This is a genomic window from Vibrio lamellibrachiae, from assembly GCF_050337265.1.
GTDB classification, from domain to species: Bacteria; Pseudomonadota; Gammaproteobacteria; order Enterobacterales; family Vibrionaceae; genus Vibrio; species Vibrio kyushuensis.
The window spans coordinates 186,025-207,161 of sequence record NZ_JAKJSU010000011.1 but is presented as its reverse complement, the minus strand read 5'-3'; the positions used below and the strand labels follow the sequence as shown (position 1 = coordinate 207,161).

Genomic DNA, 21,137 nt, shown 5'->3' with positions numbered 1-21,137 from the left:
GTGTGTAAGTGCTGTGAGGCATTGAGCTAACCTGTACTAATTGCCCGTGAGGCTTAACCATACAACACCCAAGGGGTTTTGTGGACTCAATATGAGAACATTGAATGCGTGTTTGAACTTTTATAATCAGTTTTCCGAATTTTAGAATTTGCTTGGCGACCATAGCGTTGCGGACCCACCTGATTCCATGCCGAACTCAGAAGTGAAACGCAGTAGCGCCGATGGTAGTGTGGGGTTTCCCCATGTGAGAGTAGGACATCGCCAGGCTTTAAATTTATCTTTTCCTTTTTAAGGCAAAGAGAAAATAGCCCGTAATTGTAACGGGCTTTTTTAGTCCATTAGACTAAAAACAGCATGCTGATATAGCTCAGCCCGGTAGAGCGCACCCTTGGTAAGGGTGAGGTCCCCAGTTCGAGTCTGGGTATCAGCACCAGTTTAACACTAGCGTTTAATACGATAGTTAGAGATTTGTTTGACGACCATAGCATTGTGGACCCACCTGATTCCATGCCGAACTCAGAAGTGAAACACAATAGCGCCGATGGTAGTGTGGGGTTTCCCCATGTGAGAGTAGGACATCGTCAGGCTTTAATTATACCTCCACCGAATTGGTGTCGAGATGAAAGTCATAAACCTCAGCAGAAATGCTGAGGTTTTTTGCTTTTTACGATCTAATGAATTTGGCTATTTCCCGTTGATCTTAATTATTCCCCATTAAGGGCCCAATCATAATCATAGCTAACCTTGCCACGAAACTGAGATAGCTCAGGGCGATATTGAGCTAAATGAATAAACAGCTCTTCTTTCGAGCCAAAGTCATCTGCAAACCAGTCATAGATAGAAGATAGCTGAAGCTTGCCCTCAGACAACTCTGCGCCTTTAACACTGTTTATGAACTCATCAGCTGCTTTTTCTAACAACGTTTCACTAGTAGTAGCGGTAAATACACTTGGTTGAAGGTTCGGGCAACCTAAACTGGCACAATTTAACGCGTAGTGAGTGCGTGGATCATTCCATATAGGCCTTAGGATTCTGTGTTCGATATCATTTAGAGTCAGTTTCTTATCATCAACAGTAATAATCTCCTTTCCCCATGGCCCAAAGCTAAAAAAGCCTCCAAGTTTAGTAATAGACTTAGTTGGGTAATTATCCAAAATTAGGTTTACCGTTAGTGCGTTATAGAAGTTTACCCAATATGAATATTGTTCTTGTTTTGAATAATTTTGAGGTAATAGTGAAGCTAGCCTTTCTAAATAATCTTCCAGTTTTTTTTTATCCTGCTTACTCACGTCACCATATCTAAACAGGGTGTGTTGATTGTTGGCGATCAGGTACTTGTTTAGCAACAACTGCCAATCGTCGTGGGAGATGCTCTCCGTTGCTTGCTCATTACTTTTCTCCCAGTAAGACCATAACTCAGCCTTTGGTGCGGCCCATGTGGAAAAGGAGAGAGTGAGTAGAAGAAGTGTGAATATATTTTTCATTAGTTGAATCCATTTTGATTTAGTAAGTAGACCTCGGTGTCGTTATTTTTCTTTCATAGGGTGGCTTCAATAAAATAATAGGTATAAAAAAGGCTGGTATCGATACCAGCCTTTTGTGATTAATTTCAGATTAGTAACCACTCGTTACTTTAAGAAGCTTGGGATATTCGCTTCATAGGCTGATATCTTCTCTTCATGCTGAAGAGTTAAGCCAATATTGTCTAAGCCATTAAGTAGGCAATGACGGCGGAATTCATCGATTTCAAATCCGTACTCTTTGCCGTTTGCACGAACCTTCATTGCTTCTAGATCGACTTCAACTTGCGAACCTTCGTTGGCCTCAACAAATTGGAATATTTCATCCACTTCTTGCTCGGTAAGGCGAACAGGCACCATTTGGTTGTTGATTGAGTTTCCGTAAAAAATATCGGCAAAACTCGGAGCAATCATTGCTTTAATGCCATAATCAGCCAATGCCCATGGTGCGTGCTCACGAGATGAACCACAGCCGAAATTTTCTCGCGCCAATAAGACTGAAGCGCCTTTATAGCGTGGAGCATTCATTACAAACTCTGGGTTTGGTTGCTCACCCGCATCATCAAGAAAGCGCCAATCGTGGAAAAGGTTTTTCCCAAACCCTAGACGAGAAACTCGTTGTAAAAATTGTTTTGGGATAATTGCATCGGTATCGATGTTCGCCGTATCTAGAGGAACGACTAAACCTGTATGTTGTTTAAAACCTGACATAAAACTCGCCTCCTAAAGTTCGCGAATATCAATAAAGTGACCAGCGACAGCTGCCGCTGCTGCCATTGCAGGGCTAACTAGGTGCGTGCGACCGTCACGACCTTGTCGTCCTTCGAAATTACGGTTTGAAGTTGACGCGCAACGTTCATGCGGGCCCAATCGGTCATTATTCATAGCAAGACACATAGAGCAGCCAGGCAAGCGCCATTCAAAGCCTGCTTCAATGAAAATCTTATCTAACCCTTCTGCTTCTGCTTGTGCTTTTACCTGCTCAGAGCCTGGTACTATCAGAGCTTGAACGTGTGAAGCAACTTTGCGGCCTTTAGCCACTTCCGCAGCTGCTCTCATGTCTTCGATACGAGAGTTAGTACATGAACCTACGAATACTTTATCTACATTGTAATCAGATAGAGCCTTACCCGCTTCTAGTCCCATGTAAGCAAGAGCTTTCTCTGCTGATGCTTTTTCGACAGGGTCTGCAAAGCTTTCTGGTGATGGAATAGGAGTATCAACTGAGATTACTTGACCAGGGTTAGTTCCCCAAGTTACTTGCGGTTTGATAGCTGCTGCGTCTAGCGTAACTATGGCATCAAACTGAGCATCAGCATCGGTCGTTAAGGTTTTCCAGTATTCTACAGCAGCATCAAAGTCAGAACCCTGTGGCGAGAACTTACGGCCCTTAATGTATTCGAATGTCGTTTCATCCGGAGCGATAAGGCCTGCTTTAGCACCTAGCTCTATGGCCATGTTACAAACGGTCATGCGGCCTTCCATCGAAAGATCAGTGATCGCTTCACCGCAGAACTCAACAACGTAGCCCGTACCTCCAGCAGCCGTTGTTTTACCAATAATGGCAAGCACGATATCTTTTGCTGTAATGCCAGGCGCTACTTTGCCTTTAACTTCGATTTTCATCGTTTTAGCGCGAGCTTGCTTAAGGGTTTGAGTTGCTAGTACGTGCTCAACTTCAGAGGTTCCAATACCAAATGCCAATGAACCAAATGCACCATGAGTCGCTGTATGGGAATCACCACATACAATTGTCATACCTGGTAGGGTAATGCCTAGCTCCGGCCCCATGACATGCACAATACCTTGGTATTTGTGGTTTAAGTCGTAAAGGGTAACGCCAAACTCTTCGCAGTTTTTTGACAGCGTTTCCATTTGGATTTGCGCCATCTTGCCTGAAGCGGTGATGTCTTTGGTTGTGGTCGATACGTTGTGATCCATTGTCGCGAACGTTTTGCTCACTTGGCGTACTTTACGCCCTTTTTCACGCAGGCCATCAAACGCTTGCGGTGAGGTCACTTCGTGAACTAAGTGGCGATCAATATAAAGAATTGGGTTTTCACCTTCTGCTGCGACAGCAACATGGGCATCGTAGACTTTTTCATATAGTGTTTTAGACATTGCTTTCTTTCCTTGTCGTCTTTTTACCAATGACCTAGAGGTACAGTCATTGGTTTTATTGTTCATAATTGACGACTGTAATTTTTATTATGAATTTAAAATGTATTCAGCGATTTTGTCGCCCATTTCTGATGTTGTTAGTGCTGGATTATTACCCGCAAGATCTGCCGTTAATTCACCGGCTGACAGTGCTTTAGATACTGCATTTTCAATATCTTGAGCTGCTGCTTCTTCGTTAAGGCTATAACGAAGCATCAATGCTGCTGATAGGATTTGAGCAACTGGGTTAGCAATGTTCTTACCTGCTATATCAGGAGCACTACCGCCTGCTGGTTCGTATAGACCGAACTGACTTTCGTTAAGGCTTGCTGAAGGAAGCATTCCCATAGAGCCTGTGATCATTGCACACTCATCAGAAATGATGTCACCGAAGATGTTTGAACAAAGCATGACATCAAATTGAGAAGGGTCTTTGATCAGTTGCATTGTCGCGTTATCGATGTAGATATGAGAAAGCTCAACATCAGGGTAGTCTTTTGCAATCTCTTCAACCACTTCACGCCACAAAATAGAGCTCTGTAGTACGTTCGCTTTGTCGACTGAGCAGACTTTCTTGTCGCGTAGACGAGCTGATTCAAATGCAATCTTTGCAATACGTTCAATTTCAAATCGATGATAAATCTCGGTATCAAACGCTTTTTCATTTGGACCATCGCCTTCACGTCCTTTAGGCTGACCGAAGTAGATACCGCCTGTTAGTTCGCGAACAACAACAATGTCAAAACCGTTCCCTGAAATGTCGGCACGAAGCGGGGAGAATGCTTCAAGACCTGCGTGAATTTGCGCTGGACGCAAATTACAAAACAGTTGGAAATGCTTACGAAGTGGAAGAAGTGCGCCACGCTCTGGCTGATCATTTGGCGGAAGGTGTTCCCACTTAGGACCGCCTACTGAGCCGAAAAGAACTGCGTCTGATTCTTCACAACCCTTAACCGTGCTTTCTGGTAGTGGACAGCCGTGGTTATCAATCGCAATACCACCGACATCGTGCTCTTCACGAGAGAAACCAATCGCATGCTTCTTCTCAATGGCATCAAGAACTTTATGTGCTTGTTGCATTACTTCTGGGCCAATACCATCGCCTGGTAAAATAGCGATTTTGTAAGTTTTGTCTGTCATGTTAATCCTTTAAATATTGATTGTTGTTTCTAGCCTTTGAAGGATCTCTTCACTAGGCTAGAACGCATTTATTCTATTAAACCGTCGCGATTTTCTTCTGCTTGATTTCAGCGATTTCGTCAGCACGATGAATACTATTGATAACGTGCAATAGCGCTTGGCCCGAGGCTTCTACAATATCGGTTGAGATACCTGTACCGTGGTACTTGCGACCTTTATAGTTGGCGATGATGTCTGCTTGCCCTAGGCCGTCCTCACCTTCACCTTTTGCTGTAAGATCAAACTTGTCTAGAACAATATCATAACCAGTAACACGATAGATACATTGGTAAAGAGCGTCTACCGGGCCATTACCTACAGCGGCTTCAGCGGTCTCTTTATCACCGCATAACATCTTGATACTGGTTGTTGCCATTACGCTACCTGATTGAACGCTTAGGTAGTTTAGCTTGAAGTAATTATCTTCTTCACGAAGGTTTGAGAAGTGGACTAATGCTTCCAAATCGTAATCAAACACTTGTCCTTTGCGGTCGGCTAATTTCAAGAAATCGTCATACAAAGCGTCCAAGTTATACTCTTCATCTTTGTAGCCCATGGAGTCCATATGATTTTTCACAGCTGCGCGGCCGCTTCGACTTGTTAGATTAAGTGCTTTATTTTTTAGACCGATTGATTCAGGTGTCATGATTTCATAAGTGTTCTTATTCTTAATCATGCCATCTTGGTGAATTCCTGAAGAGTGGCTAAACGCATTCGAACCGACAATCGCTTTATTGTCTTGAATTGGCATGTTACACAGTTGGCTTACCAATTTACTCGTACGATGAATCTCATCGTGTTTTAGTCCTGTATGCACACCTAATAACTCTTCGCGAGTCTTGATGATCATCGCTATTTCTTCAAGTGAACAGTTACCAGCACGTTCACCTATACCGTTAATCGTTCCCTCAATTTGACGAGCACCGGCTTGAACAGCGGCAATCGAGTTAGCAACCGACATACCTAAGTCATCGTGACAGTGAACTGAAATAATGGCTTTATCGATGTTAGGTACGCGATTGAAAAGTGTTTGTATAATGCCACCAAACTCATTCGGTACTGTATAGCCAACCGTGTCTGGAATATTGATGGTATTAGCACCTGCATTAATAGCAGCTTCAACCATGCGACAAAGATCGTCGATTGGAGTACGTCCGGCATCTTCACACGAGAACTCTACGTCATCGGTATATTTACGCGCATGTTTAACTGCTCTAACACCCATCTCAACCACATCATCATAACTACGGCGAAGTTTGTCTTGAACATGAATAGTGGACGTTGAAATAAACGTATGTATACGGAAAGCCTCGGCGACTTTTAACGCTTCAGCTGCGGCATCAATATCTTTAGGGACAGCACGGGAAAGGCCACAGATACGGCTGTTTTTGATGTTACGAGCGATGGTTTGAACCGACTCAAAATCACCCGGTGAAGAAACAGGAAAACCGGCCTCAATCACATCAACACCCAGACGTTCGAGCGCGTAGGCAATTTGCAGCTTCTCTTTAACTGTTAAGCTTGCTGATAACGCTTGCTCACCATCACGTAGCGTGGTGTCGAATATAATGACCTGATCTTTCATGTTTGCTTCCTTAGTGACTAGACGTCTTTTGCGTCAGTTAATCGTTTACTTCCGGTCGATAATTACAAAAAAACCCGCATCTCAGTGCGGGTTTTTGGAATTCTTGTGTGGCTATTTTTCTTCCATGACCTACCCGCGCGATTTGTTCACGATAAGGAGGAGGTTGAGCAGGATAGAAAAATTCTTTGTCATTGTTAACGACTTCCTATTAGGAGTTAAAGAAACCACAAAATTAAGTTAACAAATTAGTACCGCACTCGCGTTGTAACGTCAACCATTAAGTTGTTTTTTTATGCATATCGGATCAGTTCATGCCTTATTACGCTTTAAACCATTAATTAATCAAATGATGAATTAGTGATTAATTATTGCACTGTCGATTGCTATGTAATCCATCTATAATTAATCGTCCGATTAATATATGGAAATCTAATGACTGGCGCATCGATAAAAAACAGTGAATCTCGAAAAGTGGGGCGGCCGCGTGACAAAACCGAATCAAGAGCTTTGCTGTTAACTCACGCAAGGGATCTCTTTACTGTAAAGCCTTATGACAAAGTATCTACACGGATCATTGCTGAAAAAGCAGGGGTTAATATTGGAATGATCCGATACTACTTCGGCAATAAAGAGGGCTTGTTTGAAGAGATGCTGCGTGATTCGTTGTCGCCAATGAAGCAACAGATGGCGCTGTTAATAAAAGACAGATCACATCAAAATTTGGTTGATCTGATGAGAACTTATTATCGAGCCATGATTAAGATTCCAGAGATGCCCCGACTGATCATGAACACTATGAATATGCCTGCCGATGATAAACAGAGACAATTAGTGGAAAAAGTGTTCTTAGACATTGTTCGCCCTATGCAGATGCTGATATTTGAAAAATTGCGAGCAAGTGGGGTGATCCGCTCTGATATGGATGAAAAGCTGTGTCGTATTTCTTATATAAGTTTGATGGTTTTTCCATTTATTGCGCCTCCCGCCATGCTCAAGCTTCACGGTGTAGAGCTTAATGAAGAATTTTTAGCTCGATTATTTGAGCACAACGTAAAACTCATGACACAGGGTTTTTTAACCCCGAATTCTCTATAAGGATATTGGCATGACCATTAACCGTAAATTTTTATTTTTCCCTGCTGTCATAATTGGAGTGGTGATTTTAGTCTTAGCCGTGAAGATGAAGCCTTCTTTACCCGTAAAACCCGCAATGGATCGAGCAAGATTGGTGGAAACTGTGCCTATGACACTTAAGGCCATTGCACCACTTGCGATAGGCTTTGGCAAAGTGGCACCGAAAGTTGAGTGGAAAGCGATTGCCGAAGTGACTGGTAAAGTTGTTTATCGCCACCCAAAACTGCAAAAAGGCCAGGTATTGGTTGCTGGTACCGAAGTCTTGAGGATTGATCCTTTGGATTATGAGTTAAAGCTTGTACAAGCTCAGGCAGACTTTAAATCCAGCCAAACATCACTGGCGAAACTGAACCTTGATGAGACAAACTTAAAACATACGTTAGACATTGAAAAGAATCGCTTAAAGATTGCGAATACAGAATTACAGAGAAAATTGGATCTGCGTAAGAAAGGCTTAACATCGCAGTCAGATGTTGATCAGCAGCAGCAAAGCAATTTGTCTCAACAAAAGTTGGTGCTAGATATAGAGCATCAATTAGCGCTCATGCCCGATGAAAGACAGGTAGCCGAGGCTGTAGTCAATGTGAACGAAGCTAAGGTTCAAGAAGCGCAGCGATTACTGACTAAAACGTCCATTGTATTGCCACGGGATTTACGCATTTCTGAAGTTGAAATTGAACAAAACCAAGTAGTGAATCTACAACAAACGATGATCATTGCTCATGGTATTAGTGTCATGGAAGTCGAAGCTCAGCTTTCCATTCATGACATGCAGACATTAGTGTCGAGCCTTGGCGACTTTGGTCGAGATGAGTCAGGCATCCCGCAAGTCGATATGACGTTTATCCAAGCATCAATCGAGCTCAGTAGCGGTAGCATGGCGGCGACTTGGCCTGCAAAAGTGGCAAGGATCAGTGAAACGGTTGATCTTAACCAAGCGACAGCTGGCGTGATCTTAGAGATCTCTCAGGATTATAAAGATCTTACCCCTGACTCTGTTCCCCCTTTAGTTAACGGTATGTTTGTTAAAGCGTCGATAGAAGGTCAAGCGAATCCAAGTTGGGTGATTCCCGAGAGAGCATTGCATGGCGATCGAATTTACTTAAAAGACGAACAAGAGCGATTAGTAATTGAAACGGTCGAAGTACTCTATAGGCGCGATAATCACGTCGTTATTGATGGTGATATCGAGCAAGGGCAGCGATTAATATTAAATGACCTGTTACCAGCGATTGAAGGAATGTTGCTTAAAGAGCCAGTACAAGATCAAGTGAATGAGGAGTCAGCGATATGATCCGTTTCTTCTCTCGACATCCAACGGCTGCCAACTTGTTGATGCTCGCGCTACTTATTCTTGGGATATCCACTTTAACGACAATTAAGCGCGAAACCTTTCCTGAATTTACTCCGCCTTACATTATGGCTGCAGTGGTTTACCCAGGAGCGTCGCCTCAAGAAGTTGAAGAAAGTATCTGTGTACGAATGGAAGATGCGGTTGATGGTCTAGCCAATATTGAAGAGACACGCTGTGAAGCAATCGAAGGCTCTGCAAGGTTAACGCTTAAGCTTAATAGTAAAGCGAATATTGGTCGTATGCTTGTGGATGTGCAGACTCAAATCAATGCGATTAATGACTTCCCAACAGAGATTGAATCTCCAATGGTTCAAGAGTTGGATTGGAATGAACCCGTAGTGGATGTTGCAGTGTCAGCTAATACTACTTGGCCAGAGTTAAAAGCTTACGCTGAAAAATTAAAGCGAATTCTTAAGCTTGATTATGACGTGTCCTTAGTGGAAGTCAGTGGGTTCTCTGACCATCAATTACGAGTTGAATTGGACCTTCAAGCTGTAAGGCAACTTGGTATCAGCGTTGGGGATATTGCAGAACAAATTAAACGTCAGAATGTAAAACTGCCCAGCGGCAATATTGAAACGACAGATAAAAACTTTCTGATTCGATTTGATGAAAGACGCGTTACGCCTTTTGAATTGGAAAGTATTGTCGTGGGCTCAGGGCCTAACGGTTCTCTTATCCGCTTGAGAGATATTGCAACAATCAGTGATCGTTTCGAACTTGATGAACAGAAAGTCTATTTTAATGGTCACCCATCTGCATTGCTCAAAGTGAGTAAAAATAAAGAGGATGATGCACTTAGGATCAAAGAGAAAGTAACGGAGTTTGTTGCTGCCCAGCAATTAATCGGCCCAGATGGTGTCACGCTTGAATTGACCAACGACCTCTCTTCCGTGCTGTGGGATCGCCTGACGATGATGCTTAAAAATGGGTGGCAGGGAATTATATTAGTATTTGCGACCATGTGGCTCTTCTTTAGCTTTCGTTATTCTTTTTGGGTTGCAGCTGGGTTACCGGTGGCATTCTTAGGCGGGATGTTCTTGATGGCGAACCTTGGGCTATCCATCAATATCATGTCGTTAGTTGGCCTCTTAATGGCGATTGGTATCATGATGGATGATGCGATTGTTATCGCAGAGTCAGTCGCCTCTCATTTAGATAAGGGGCAGAGCATTGATGATGCGGTGATTAATGGCGTGAAGAAAGTCTTTCCAGGCGTACTCTCTTCTTTCTTAACGACGATTTGTATATTCGGTAGCTTGCTCTTCCTTGATGGTGAGATGGGCGCAGTATTAAAAGCGGTTCCACAAGTATTAATCTTGGTTTTAGTGCTGAGTTTGGTGGAAGCGTTTCTTATTCTTCCTAATCATCTATCACACTCACTACATAACCAGAAGAAAGAACGTGAACCTTTGAAGTTCAAAAAAGTCCTTCTGGAAAAATTTGAGCAGTTTCGTAATAAGCAGCTCGTGGTAGCTGTGACTAAGGTGGTTGAGTACCGTTATGCATTTTTGGGCGGTGTCGCTGCACTAATGCTGATTTCTGTTGCAACGATTGCTGGTGGAGTACTTAAATTTCAACCTTTCCCTGACTTAGATGGTGATATAGCTGAAGTAAGGATCATACTTCCACCTGGAGCTTCTCTGTCTCAAACAGAGCGTGTGGTCGAGAAAGTCGTGGCTTCTGCTGAGAAGTTAAACGTTGAATGGAGTGAAGAGGTCGAGAATGGCCGACCATTGATTCAGCATGTGACGACACAGTTTAATGTCAATGCTGACGCCAATGAATCAGGGCCGCACCTTGCCACTGTTCGACTCGATCTTCTTGGTGCCGAAATACGAAACACATTAATCGATGATTTTGTTGCAGCATGGAGAGAGGACGTTGGGGAGTTAGCGGATCCTATTTCATTAGTTTATAAGCAGCCAACCATGGGGCCGGGTGGGCGAGCGATTGATATTCGAATTAAACATGACGATCTTGATGAGCTCAAAGCCGCATCGATTGATATCCAGCAGTACCTTAATCAGTTTGACGGTGTCTCTGGCGTATTAGATGACATGCGAATGGGTAAAGAAGAGATCTTAGTGAAGCTTCGTTCAGGCGCCGAGACTTATGGCGTAAATGGACAGATGATTGCAGGGCAACTGCGCGCCGCATTTTTTGGTCAAACGGCGGATGAGATCCAAGTTGGGGTGGAAAATATCTCCATTGAAGTACGGTTGAATAAAACGCAAGCGGGTGATCTTCAGCAGCTGGCTAATTTTCCCATTATTCTGCCTGACGGCAGTCAGGTTCCACTTGCCACTATCGCGACGCTAGATTTTCAGCGCAATTATGTCCGTATTCAACGAATTGATGGGCTAAGAACTGTGAGTGTTTTTGGTGATATCGATGGCCATAAAGTCAGTTCGTCAGCCATTGTTGCTCAGTTTAGAAAAGAACTCGCTCCAAAGTTACTTGATAAGTATCCAGGGCTTCGTTTTGATTTTGAAGGGGAAGCGAAAGATGCAGCGAAAACGGGGGCTTCAATGGGTAAAGGATTCTTACTTGGTCTCTTTGGTGTATTCGCGATACTCAGCTATCAGTTCCGAAGCTATTTAGAACCGTTCGTGGTGATGCTTGCGATTCCATTGGCATTCATCGGTGTGGTATGGGGGCATATACTTTTAGGGCACTCACTAAGCATGCCAAGCATGATGGGCTTTGTCTCTTTGGCAGGTATTGTCGTGAACGACTCAATATTATTGGTGCAGTATATTCGTCATCATGTCGATGATGGAGACGATGTCCATACATCGGTTGTTAAAGCGAGTCGAGAACGCTTTCGCGCGGTCTTTCTCACTTCAATAACCACCGCAGCAGGTCTTTTGCCACTGTTGACTGAAACCAGTCTACAGGCTCAGGTCATTCAACCGCTGGTGGTTTCAATTGTGTTCGGTATTTTTGCTTCGACATTACTGGTGCTGTTTATGATCCCCGCAGCATACGCTGTGCTTGCTGATTTTGGTTTGGTCCATAAACATGAGGCTATTGATGCCTAGTACCTAGTAACTAAAATCGGGACTGTCTTATTTAAGAACGTCTAAATCTTAATTATAAGGGAGCAGCTGCTCCCTTTTTTGTGCCTCGCATTCAAGTGAGGGCAATCTTCATCGTACCTAAAATAAAACGTCACCTACTTGTCATTTAACTCCCTTAGCTTGGTTTTTGTACATCAAACAAAGCGCGATCATCAAAAGGAGCCAATGATGCGTAGTTTAGAATCAGTAACACGACTTGATTTAGCATTTTCTTCATTCTGCTTACAACACCGCTTCTCACATCAAGTGGCGAGAGTAAGCAAAGCGATATCACACAGTGGCGATGGTCATTTATATTTAGTGTTGGGACTGACGGCCTTTTTCTTTGATGGCCCTCAGGGAGAGTTGTTCTTTTGGAGTGTGTTAATGGCGTATGCTATTGAATTGCCAATCTACTGGTTGATGAAAAATAGCGTTAAACGTCGCAGGCCGGAAGAATTGACTCCCTATATTGCGGCATTTATTACCCCCTCTGATCGCTACAGCCTACCTTCTGGCCATACAGCGGCAGGCTTTTTATTTGCTACCTTGATCGGTGCGTTTTATCCCACCTTACTGCCAGTGGCCTTTGTCTGGGCCTGTTTAATTGGTGCTTCAAGAGTTCTACTTGGTGTCCATTTCTTAACGGACATTGTGATAGGTGCGTTGTTAGGTATTGGCAGTGCTCGTCTTGTTCTTACATTTATAGGGATGTAAATCATGAAGATTCTTTACGGAGTTCAGGGAACGGGAAATGGTCATATTGCACGTGCAAGAGCAATGAGCATGGCATTGAAGGCAAGAGGGATTGAGGTGGATTATCTGTTTTCGGGTCGAGATGCAGATAAATACTTTTCTATGCAGGAGTTTGGTGACTATCAAACTCGCAAAGGGCTAACCTTTGAAACTGAAAATGGTCAGGTGAGCTATTTAAAAACAGTCAAAAATAATAGCTTGGCCTCGCTTTATGATGAGATAACGCGCCTAGATTTATCGGCTTATGACCTGATACTCAATGATTTTGAACCCATTACCGCGTGGGCAGCGAAACGACAGAATAAAACCTGCATCAGCATTAGTCATCAGAATGCCTTTAAGCATTCCGTACCGTTAAAAGGGGCGAATTGGGTCGATAAAAGGTTAATTCACCACCTTGCGCCTGCCGACTATTCCATTGGACTGCATTGGTATCACTTCGACCAAGATATACTTCCTCCGATAGTTCACTCGATAAAGCAGCAAATAGAGCAAGAAAACTTCATTTTGGTCTACTTACCCTTCGAAAATAGCAATGAAATTTGTAATTTATTGTTTCGTTTTGCGAGTTATCAGTTTGTGTGTTTTCACCCAAGCGTTAACAAAGTGGAAACAATTGAAAATGTCGAGCTACGTCCTTTGTCACACGAAAGCTTTCAGTCGCATCTACATCGTTGTAACGGTGTTATTGCAAACGGTGGTTTTGAACTTCCGTCTGAAGCTCTAACTTTGGGTAAAAAGCTACTATTAAAGCCATTATCGGGGCAGTTCGAGCAACAAAGTAATGTAGCGACACTGGATAGTTTAGGTTTGGCTAGTAGTATGGATTTTTTAGATGCTAGTAAAGTTCGGATTTGGTTGGATGAAAAACCTGGTGAGAAAGTGATCTACCCAGATGTTGCGCAAGCGATTGCGGAGTGGGTTCACAATGGTCAGTGGGATACGCAAGATCTGCTATGCCGTTCATTGTGGGAAAGGGTGGATTTTCCAAGTTATGTTTCAAATATATAACTAATATACCGATGACTTTTTGATTGATAGATCGAAATATACACGGGGTAAATGTAACAGGGTGTAAGTTGGTTAATTAATAAACTGTATCAATGTTATTTGTAAAAACCATAAATTTATACGTTTTATGGTTTTTTATATATTAGCTAAAGGCATGTTTTACATGGGATTTTATTGATATAAGATAAAATTAACTGATTAATTGTCAATCTTGTTGCTAATCATCGATTGATTCGCAGATAGTAATTGTCAGCTAGGAAGTATCTAAGAAATAAATATTAGCAATGTCGCTTATGTATTTCCTTAAATACTAATTATAAATGTTGACGATAACGAAACAAAAGAGGCGTACCCGATGTTAGAGAAAAAAGACGCGATGAGTGCTATTGCAAGCTACCGAATGGAAAGTACTTTACGTGGTGTAGATCTTAATCTACTCACAGTGTTTGATGCTGTAATGCAAGAACAGAACATTACAAGAGCAGCACATAACTTAGGTATGTCTCAACCGGCAGTAAGTAACGCCGTAGCGCGTCTTAAAGTAATGTTTAATGACGAACTATTCATGCGTCAGGGTCGTGGTATTCAACCTACTCAGCGTGCTCGTCAACTGTTTGGTCCTATTCGTCAAGCATTACAGTTAATCCGTAATGAACTGCCTAGCTCTGTTTTCTCACCAGAAACATCGACTCGTCTATTTAAACTGGCAATCTGCAGCCCTTGTGACATGCGTTTTGCTCCAAAGATCATGTCGACAGTCCATGAGCAAGCGCCAAACGTTCAGCTTCACCTAGATGCGGAATTTGATCGCAAACTGGCTGAGCGTATGCGTTACCAAGAAATTGACTTCGTTATTGATTACGCACGTTTTGACGAGCAAGGTTTCTCAAGCACAGAGATCTTCCAAGATGAGTTAGTGGTTGTTGCTTCAACATCTCACTCTCGTATTCAAGGTGAAGTTTCAGCTGACTGCTTAATGGCAGAAAAACACGCTAAATTGTCAAAAATCCATGGTCAACGCAGTTTCTCTGAGCAAGCGTACCGTGAATTAGATTGTCAGCCATACTACGAAGGAACGAGCTTGAGCAATGTTCTTTACGTTGTCGGTCAATCTGAACTAGTGACAATAGCACCTCGTTGGATGGTAGAAAATGCAGCGAACCGCGATCAATTACAAATTCTAGATTTCCCATTTGAAAATGCGAACATCAGTGGCTTCTTAAGCTGGCATGAGTCTAGCGAGAAAGACAAAGGCCACATCTGGTTCCGCGATCAGTTAATGATGATCTGTGGCGAAGTTGTCGCACTGAACTAAACTTAAGAGATGAATTCGTTTGATACAAATTGAAACGAGTTCATACAAAGTGATAACAAAACCTTGTGCTGATGATATCGGTTCAAGGTTTTTTTATACCCAATAATTGATAACTTTGAAGTTAGTCAGTTGCCTTTTTTAAACTGGAATGTACACTTGTTCGCTCAAAATAGCTTACATGTGTAAGCCAAAGGTAAGAGACATGGCCAATTTAGATTTTCACATTATTAAATGTATTCGAGAGCAAGTTGCAAAGGGCGGTGATCGCATCGCGCTTAAACATAAAGTGGGTACCGCATGGCAGGGTATTAGCTGGAAGCAATTTGGTCAGCAAGTCGATGCACTATCACTTGCACTATTGGCTCAAGGACTGAGAATTCAAGACAAGGTTGGCATATACGCCAACAACATGCCTCAATGGACGATGGCTGACTTTTCTGCGCTACAAACACGTGCAGTATCGGTACCTATTTACCCGACTAATACTGCCGCTCAAGCGTCTTACATTATTCAAGATGCCGACGTACGTATTCTATTCGTTGGTGAGCAAGACCAATTCGACGCCGCAATGGGCCTTTTTGATGACTGTGAACAGTTAGAGCTTGTTGTCGCGATGTCTGATGACATCAATATTGGTGATGCTGAGCATGCTATTAGCTGGCAAGATTTTCTAGCCAAAGGCAGTGATGCTGAACGTGCTCAGTTAGATCTCCGTGTCAAAGAGCTTTGTCTAGATGATTTGTTAACGCTGATTTATACCTCAGGTACTACAGGACAACCGAAAGGCGTGATGCTTGATTATGCGAACATTGCTGCGCAACTTGAAGGTCATGATGAGCGCCTGAGTTTAACGACTGACGATGTGTCACTGGCGTTCTTGCCGTTATCACATGTATTTGAACGTGCTTGGACTTTCTACGTTCTTTATAAAGGCGCAACCAACTGCTACTTGCAAGATACTATGCAAGTTAAAAGTGCACTTGAAGAAGTTCGCCCAACAGTTATGTGTGCGGTTCCTCGTTTCTACGAGAAGATTTTCTCAGCAATCCATGAAAAAGTGTCTAAAGCTCCATTCATTCGCAAAGTGTTATTCACTTGGGCTGTGAACATGGGCGCTAAGGTCTCTCTTTGTCATCAAGAAGGGCGTGAGCCATCGTTGATGTTGAAGAAGTCGCATCAGCTAGCAGACAAGCTTGTGTTGTCTAAGTTGCGTTCACTGCTTGGAGGCCGCATTAGCTTTATGCCATGTGGTGGCGCTAAACTAGATGAAACCATTGGTCGATTCTTCCACGCTATCGGTATCAACGTGAAGCTTGGTTACGGCATGACGGAAACAACAGCGACGGTTTCTTGTTGGGATGATAAGTGTTTTAACCCTGATTCGATTGGTATGTCGATGCCGGGTGCTCAAGTTAAAATTGGCGAAAACAATGAGATTCTAGTGCGCGGCCCTATGGTGATGCGTGGCTATTACAAAATGCCAGAAGAGACTGAGAAAACCTTTGATGAGCATGGGTTCTTGAAGACTGGCGATGCTGGTAAAATTGATGAGAACGGTAACGTCTTCATTACTGACCGCATTAAAGAGCTGATGAAAACATCGAATGGTAAATATATTGCGCCACAGATGATTGAAGGCACTATAGGTAAAGATCACTACATAGAGCAGATCGCTGTTATTGCTGATACACGTAAGTTTGTATCCGCTTTAATCGTGCCTTGTTTTGATACGCTTGAAGAGTATGCCAAAGAACTCAATATCAAATACCACGATCGTATGGAGCTAGTTAAGCACCATAAAGTTGTTGAGATGTTTGAAAGCCGAGTTAGTGGGCTGCAAGATGAGCTGGCTAAATTTGAGCAAGTTAAGAAGTTTAAACTGTTACCAAAAGCTTTTTCAATGAACGATGGTGAGTTAACACCAACGCAAAAACTGCGTAGAAAGGTGATTAGCGATAAGTATCAAGATGAAATTGAAGAAATGTATACAGAAAAGAAGAAAGATAAGTAACTTCTTAACCAGATAAATTTCTGAGTGTTCAAAAAACCTCCATACGACAATGAGAATTGTTGATGGGGGTTTTTTATTACCTGAACGTTAGGTTGTCATTCTTTGTTAGATAATTGATAAAGAATTATTATCTTTTTTATCTGCTCCAACTGTTCTTTTAGTTTGTGGTGTTTGTTATTAATAGGTTTTATATCTAATAATTAGAGGTAATTTGGTTTATTTGGTTTTTATCGATCTCTATCGCATTAGATCCTTTGCTAATAAAACGTTACAGTTGTTTAGTTTTTTGTACTTGGTGATAACAAGACAAGACATAGCCAAAAAGTATCACAACTTGGAAATAGGCTACAAATAAGCCCTAGACTATGAAAACCAGACTAATTGATTAACCAAATCAAAGTAGCAACTGGTAAGGAGAAAAAATATGGAGAAGTTATCTGGCGCGGAGATGGTGGTTCAGTCTCTGATAGAAGAAGGTGTGGAGCAGATCTTTGGTTACCCTGGAGGTTCTGTTTTAGACATTTACGATGCACTGCATGCTAAATCGGAAGAAATTAAGCACGTTCTAGTACGTCACGAACAAGCAGCAACGCATATGGCTGATGGCTATACGCGCTCAACCGGAAAACCGGGTGTTGTTTTAGTTTGTTCTGGTCCCGGCGCTACAAATACCGTTACTGGTATTGCAACAGCGTATATGGATTCAATCCCAATGATCGTTATCTCAGGTAACGTTCCACGTAATTTAATCGGTAATGATGCATTCCAAGAGTGTGACATTGTTGGTGTTTCTCGCCCAATCGTAAAACACAGCTTCTTAGTTAAAAATACCGAAGAAATCCCTGAGGTAATGAAGCAAGCATTTTATATCTCTACAACGGGACGTCCTGGTCCGGTTGTGATTGATCTTCCAAAAGATGTGATGAGCCCGCTTAATAAACTTCCGTTTGAATACCCTAAAACAATCAACATGCGTTCATATAATCCAACGCTTACTGGCCACAAAGGTCAGATTAAGAAAGCGTTGAAGGCGTTGTTAGCGGCTAAAAAACCAGTTCTCTATGTTGGTGGTGGTGTTGTCATTTCTGAAGCGGATCAACAATTATTGAAACTGGCAGAATCTTTGAATCTTCCGGTTGTTAGTACTCTAATGGGCTTAGGTGCGTTCCCAGGTACGCATAAAAACTCACTAGGTATGTTAGGCATGCATGGCCTGTATGAAGCCAATATGGCGATGCACAACGCTGATCTTATTTTTGGTATTGGTGTTCGATTTGATGATCGTACAACCAATAACCTAGAAAAATACTGTCCAGACGCCAAGATTATGCATATCGATATTGATCCATCTTCAATATCTAAGAACGTTAAAGTTGATTTGCCGATTGTAGGCTCTGCGGAAAAAGTGCTTGAGACGATGGTGCAGTTGTTAGAAGAGCAGGGTGGTACGAACGACTCTGAAGCGATTGACCGCTGGTGGAGTGAAATCCAAGTCTGGCGTGATCGCAATTGCCTTGGTTATGAAAAGCTCCCTGACCGTATCAAGCCTCAACAAGTAATTGAAATGCTACACAAACTGACCAATGGCGATGCTTATGTGGCGTCTGATGTTGGTCAGCATCAAATGTTCGCAGCACTTTACTACCCGTTTGATAAGCCACGCCGTTGGATAAACTCTGGTGGATTAGGCACGATGGGCTTTGGTTTGCCAGCTGGTATGGGTGTGAAATACGCAAAACCAGATGAAGAAGTCGTTGTTGTTACAGGTGATGGCAGTATTCAGATGAATATCCAAGAGCTATCTACTGCGCTTCAATATGATATTCCAGTAAAAATAATCAACCTGAATAACCGATTCTTAGGCATGGTAAAACAGTGGCAAGACATTGTTTACGAGGGGCGTCACTCAAATTCTTACATGGACTCCGTACCAGATTTTGCAGCTATCGCTGAAGCTTATGGTCATGTAGGTATCCGCATTACTTCTCCTGACGAATTAGAGTCTGGTATGAAGAAAGCACTCGATATGAAAGATCGTTTAGTGTTTGTCGATATTACGGTAGATGAAACAGAGCACGTATACCCAATGCAAGTTCGTGGCGAGGGTATGGATCGTATGTGGTTAAGTAAAACGGAGAGTTCATAATATGAGACACATTATTTCGGTATTAATGGAAAACCAACCTGGTGCTTTGTCTCGTGTTGTTGGTCTATTTTCTCAACGTGGTTACAACATTGAATCACTTACGGTAGCTCCAACAAATGATGAGACACTCTCTCGCTTAAACTTAACGACTGAATCTGATGAGATGCAGCTAGAGCAGATTCAAAAGCAGCTACATAAGTTGATTGATGTACTTAAGGTCCAAGAAGTGACTGAGCTTGAACATATCGAGCGTGAGATCCTGATGGTGAAGGTGAAAGCCAGTGGCTTTGCTCGTGCTGAAGTCAAACGCACCGCAGACATCTTCCGTGGGCAAATTGTCGATGTGACAGCTTCTCAATACACGGTTCAGCTAACGGGAACGAGTGAAAAACTCGATGCGTTTATCAAAGCATTGTCTGAAGTGACGGATGTTATTGAAGTTGCTCGAAGTGGTGTTGTGGGTATTGCTCGTGGAGAACGTTCACTTAAAGCTTAGTGAAACCATTTAGATTCAAATCAATAATAGAAAGGCCACGTAGAGTGGCCTTTTTTGTATTTGTAATCAGCGATACTTCTTAGTGAAGAATACGAGCGCGTAGTGTCCCTTCGATCTCTTTTAGCTTAGCGAGTGCTTCTTCAGAGCGTGCTGTCTCTACATCAATGACCACATAACCAATATCGGCAGACGTTTGTAGATACTGGCCTGCGATGTTGATACCTTCCGCCGCAAAGATGGTGTTAATTTGCGTTAGGATACCCGGACGGTTTTCGTGGATGTGTAACAGACGAGAACAATCACCGTGCTCTGGTAGTGATACTTCCGGAAAGTTAACACTTGATAGCGTTGAACCATTGTCTGAGTATTTCGCCAGCTTGCCTGCTACTTCTACACCAATGTTCTCTTGTGCTTCTTGAGTCGAACCGCCCACGTGTGGTGTTAAGATGACATTATCGAACTGCATCAAAGGTGATTCAAACGGGTCTGCGTTGGTTTTTGGTTCCGTTGGGAATACGTCCACCGCGCCGCCAGATAGGTGACCTGATTCTAGAGCGCCACACAATGCTGGGATATCCACTACAGTACCGCGTGCAGCATTAATGAAGATTGAACCTGGCTTCATACGAGCAAACTCTTCAGCGCCCATCATATTTTTTGTGCCGCCTGTTTCAGGAACATGCAGCGAGATAACATCACATTTGTTGAGTAGCTCACTCATGGTACTAATTTGAGTCGCGTTACCAAGAGATAGTTTGTTTTCGATATCGTAGAAATAGACACGCATACCTAAGTTTTCAGCAATGATACCTAGCTGAGTACCGATGTGGCCGTAGCCGATGATACCCAAACGTTTACCGCGTGCTTCGTATGAGCTGTCCGCGCTTTTTTTCCAAATCCCACGGTGTGCAAGTGCATTTTTCTCTGGGATACCACGAAGTAATAATAGGATTTGTCCAAGAACAAGTTCAGCAACACTTCGAGTATTTGAAAACGGTGCGTTGAATACAGGAATACCACGTTTTGTCGCAGCTTGTAGGTCTACTTGGTTAGTACCAATACAGAAACAGCCAATCGCAACGAGTTTTTCTGCGGCATCAATAACTTCTTGAGACAGGTTAGTACGAGAACGAATGCCAATGAAGTGTGCGTCTTTTACCGCTTCCAATAGCGCTTCTTCAGATAAAGAGCCCTTATGATATTCGATGTTGCTGTAGCCAGCGGCTTGAAGAACTTCAACAGAAGAAGGGTGAAGCCCTTCTAACAGTAAAATTTTGATCTTGTTTTTTTCCAGTGAAACTTTGGCCATTATTCTCGTCCTTAAAATGGAAAGGTGGGCAAACGCGGCGCACATTGGTCAAAAGCAATGAAAAGGGGGAAATCATCGATTCTGTTGGAAGACAAACGT

General features: G+C 42.7%; 15 protein-coding genes, 1 tRNA gene and 2 rRNA genes. 12 read left to right on the top strand and 6 right to left on the bottom strand.

From position 1 onward, the window contains the following. The first annotated feature begins 151 nt into the window (after positions 1-151). The 3 genes from rrf (L4C54_RS19085) (at position 152) to rrf (L4C54_RS19075) (ending at position 587) form a co-directional block, all read left to right on the top strand. Positions 152-267 (top strand): 5S ribosomal RNA (rrf, locus tag L4C54_RS19085). Between the two features lie 89 nt (positions 268-356). Beyond that, positions 357-433: transfer RNA gene (locus L4C54_RS19080), tRNA-Thr, on the top strand. A 38-nt stretch (positions 434-471) separates the two neighbouring features. Then, positions 472-587, top strand: a 5S ribosomal RNA gene (gene rrf / locus L4C54_RS19075). A gap of 117 nt (positions 588-704) precedes the next feature. On the opposite strand, the gene L4C54_RS19070 is transcribed toward rrf (L4C54_RS19075), so the two are convergent. From L4C54_RS19070 to leuA, 5 genes are all read right to left on the bottom strand, one after another. Continuing rightward, positions 705-1,484, bottom strand: coding sequence for a DUF547 domain-containing protein (locus L4C54_RS19070; RefSeq protein WP_428809382.1), 780 nt, complete (start codon positions 1,482-1,484; stop codon positions 705-707). A gap of 144 nt (positions 1,485-1,628) precedes the next feature. Beyond that, the gene (leuD, locus tag L4C54_RS19065) at positions 1,629-2,231 is read right to left on the bottom strand and encodes a 3-isopropylmalate dehydratase small subunit (protein WP_428809381.1); all 603 of its coding nucleotides are present in this window, start codon (positions 2,229-2,231) and stop codon (positions 1,629-1,631) included. 12 nt (positions 2,232-2,243) lie between these two features. Further along, positions 2,244-3,641, bottom strand: coding sequence for a 3-isopropylmalate dehydratase large subunit (leuC, locus tag L4C54_RS19060; RefSeq protein WP_428809380.1), 1,398 nt, complete (start codon positions 3,639-3,641; stop codon positions 2,244-2,246). An 87-nt stretch (positions 3,642-3,728) separates the two neighbouring features. Beyond that, a complete protein-coding gene (gene leuB, locus L4C54_RS19055; RefSeq protein ID WP_428809379.1) occupies positions 3,729-4,820 on the bottom strand; it encodes a 3-isopropylmalate dehydrogenase in 1,092 nt (363 codons plus the stop codon). Positions 4,821-4,896: 76 nt separating this feature from the next. After that, positions 4,897-6,444, bottom strand: coding sequence for a 2-isopropylmalate synthase (leuA, locus tag L4C54_RS19050; RefSeq protein WP_428809378.1), 1,548 nt, complete (start codon positions 6,442-6,444; stop codon positions 4,897-4,899). A gap of 432 nt (positions 6,445-6,876) precedes the next feature. On the opposite strand from leuA, the gene L4C54_RS19045 reads away from it, so the two are divergent. From L4C54_RS19045 to ilvN, 9 genes are all read left to right on the top strand, one after another. Then, on the top strand, positions 6,877-7,539 hold the full coding sequence (locus tag L4C54_RS19045) for a TetR/AcrR family transcriptional regulator (protein ID WP_428809377.1): 663 nt from the start codon (positions 6,877-6,879) through the stop codon (positions 7,537-7,539). A gap of 10 nt (positions 7,540-7,549) precedes the next feature. Beyond that, positions 7,550-8,872: an efflux RND transporter periplasmic adaptor subunit gene (locus L4C54_RS19040; protein ID WP_428809376.1), complete on the top strand. Its 1,323-nt coding sequence runs from the start codon at positions 7,550-7,552 to the stop codon at positions 8,870-8,872. After that, a complete protein-coding gene (locus L4C54_RS19035) occupies positions 8,869-11,976 on the top strand; it encodes an efflux RND transporter permease subunit (protein ID WP_428809375.1) in 3,108 nt (1,035 codons plus the stop codon). Before L4C54_RS19040 ends, L4C54_RS19035 begins: the two co-directional genes overlap by 4 nt. Before the next feature lie 207 nt (positions 11,977-12,183). Beyond that, positions 12,184-12,711: a phosphatase PAP2 family protein gene (locus tag L4C54_RS19030; protein ID WP_428803310.1), complete on the top strand. Its 528-nt coding sequence runs from the start codon at positions 12,184-12,186 to the stop codon at positions 12,709-12,711. A gap of 3 nt (positions 12,712-12,714) precedes the next feature. Further along, positions 12,715-13,761, top strand: coding sequence for an MJ1255/VC2487 family glycosyltransferase (locus L4C54_RS19025; protein WP_428809374.1), 1,047 nt, complete (start codon positions 12,715-12,717; stop codon positions 13,759-13,761). Between the two features lie 355 nt (positions 13,762-14,116). Further along, on the top strand, positions 14,117-15,076 hold the full coding sequence (gene leuO, locus L4C54_RS19020) for a transcriptional regulator LeuO (protein WP_428803160.1): 960 nt from the start codon (positions 14,117-14,119) through the stop codon (positions 15,074-15,076). A gap of 202 nt (positions 15,077-15,278) precedes the next feature. Continuing rightward, on the top strand, positions 15,279-17,087 hold the full coding sequence (locus L4C54_RS19015) for an AMP-dependent synthetase/ligase (protein ID WP_428803161.1): 1,809 nt from the start codon (positions 15,279-15,281) through the stop codon (positions 17,085-17,087). A gap of 424 nt (positions 17,088-17,511) precedes the next feature. Next, positions 17,512-19,233, top strand: a complete 1,722-nt coding sequence (locus tag L4C54_RS19010) for an acetolactate synthase 3 large subunit (protein ID WP_428809373.1) — start codon at positions 17,512-17,514, stop codon at positions 19,231-19,233. A gap of 1 nt (position 19,234) precedes the next feature. After that, positions 19,235-19,729 (top strand): acetolactate synthase small subunit, encoded by a 495-nt coding sequence (ilvN, locus tag L4C54_RS19005; RefSeq protein ID WP_248009824.1) that lies wholly within the window; start codon positions 19,235-19,237, stop codon positions 19,727-19,729. Positions 19,730-19,808: 79 nt separating this feature from the next. On the opposite strand, the gene serA is transcribed toward ilvN, so the two are convergent. After that, a complete protein-coding gene (gene serA, locus L4C54_RS19000) occupies positions 19,809-21,038 on the bottom strand; it encodes a phosphoglycerate dehydrogenase (protein WP_428809372.1) in 1,230 nt (409 codons plus the stop codon). Positions 21,039-21,137 lie beyond the last annotated feature (99 nt).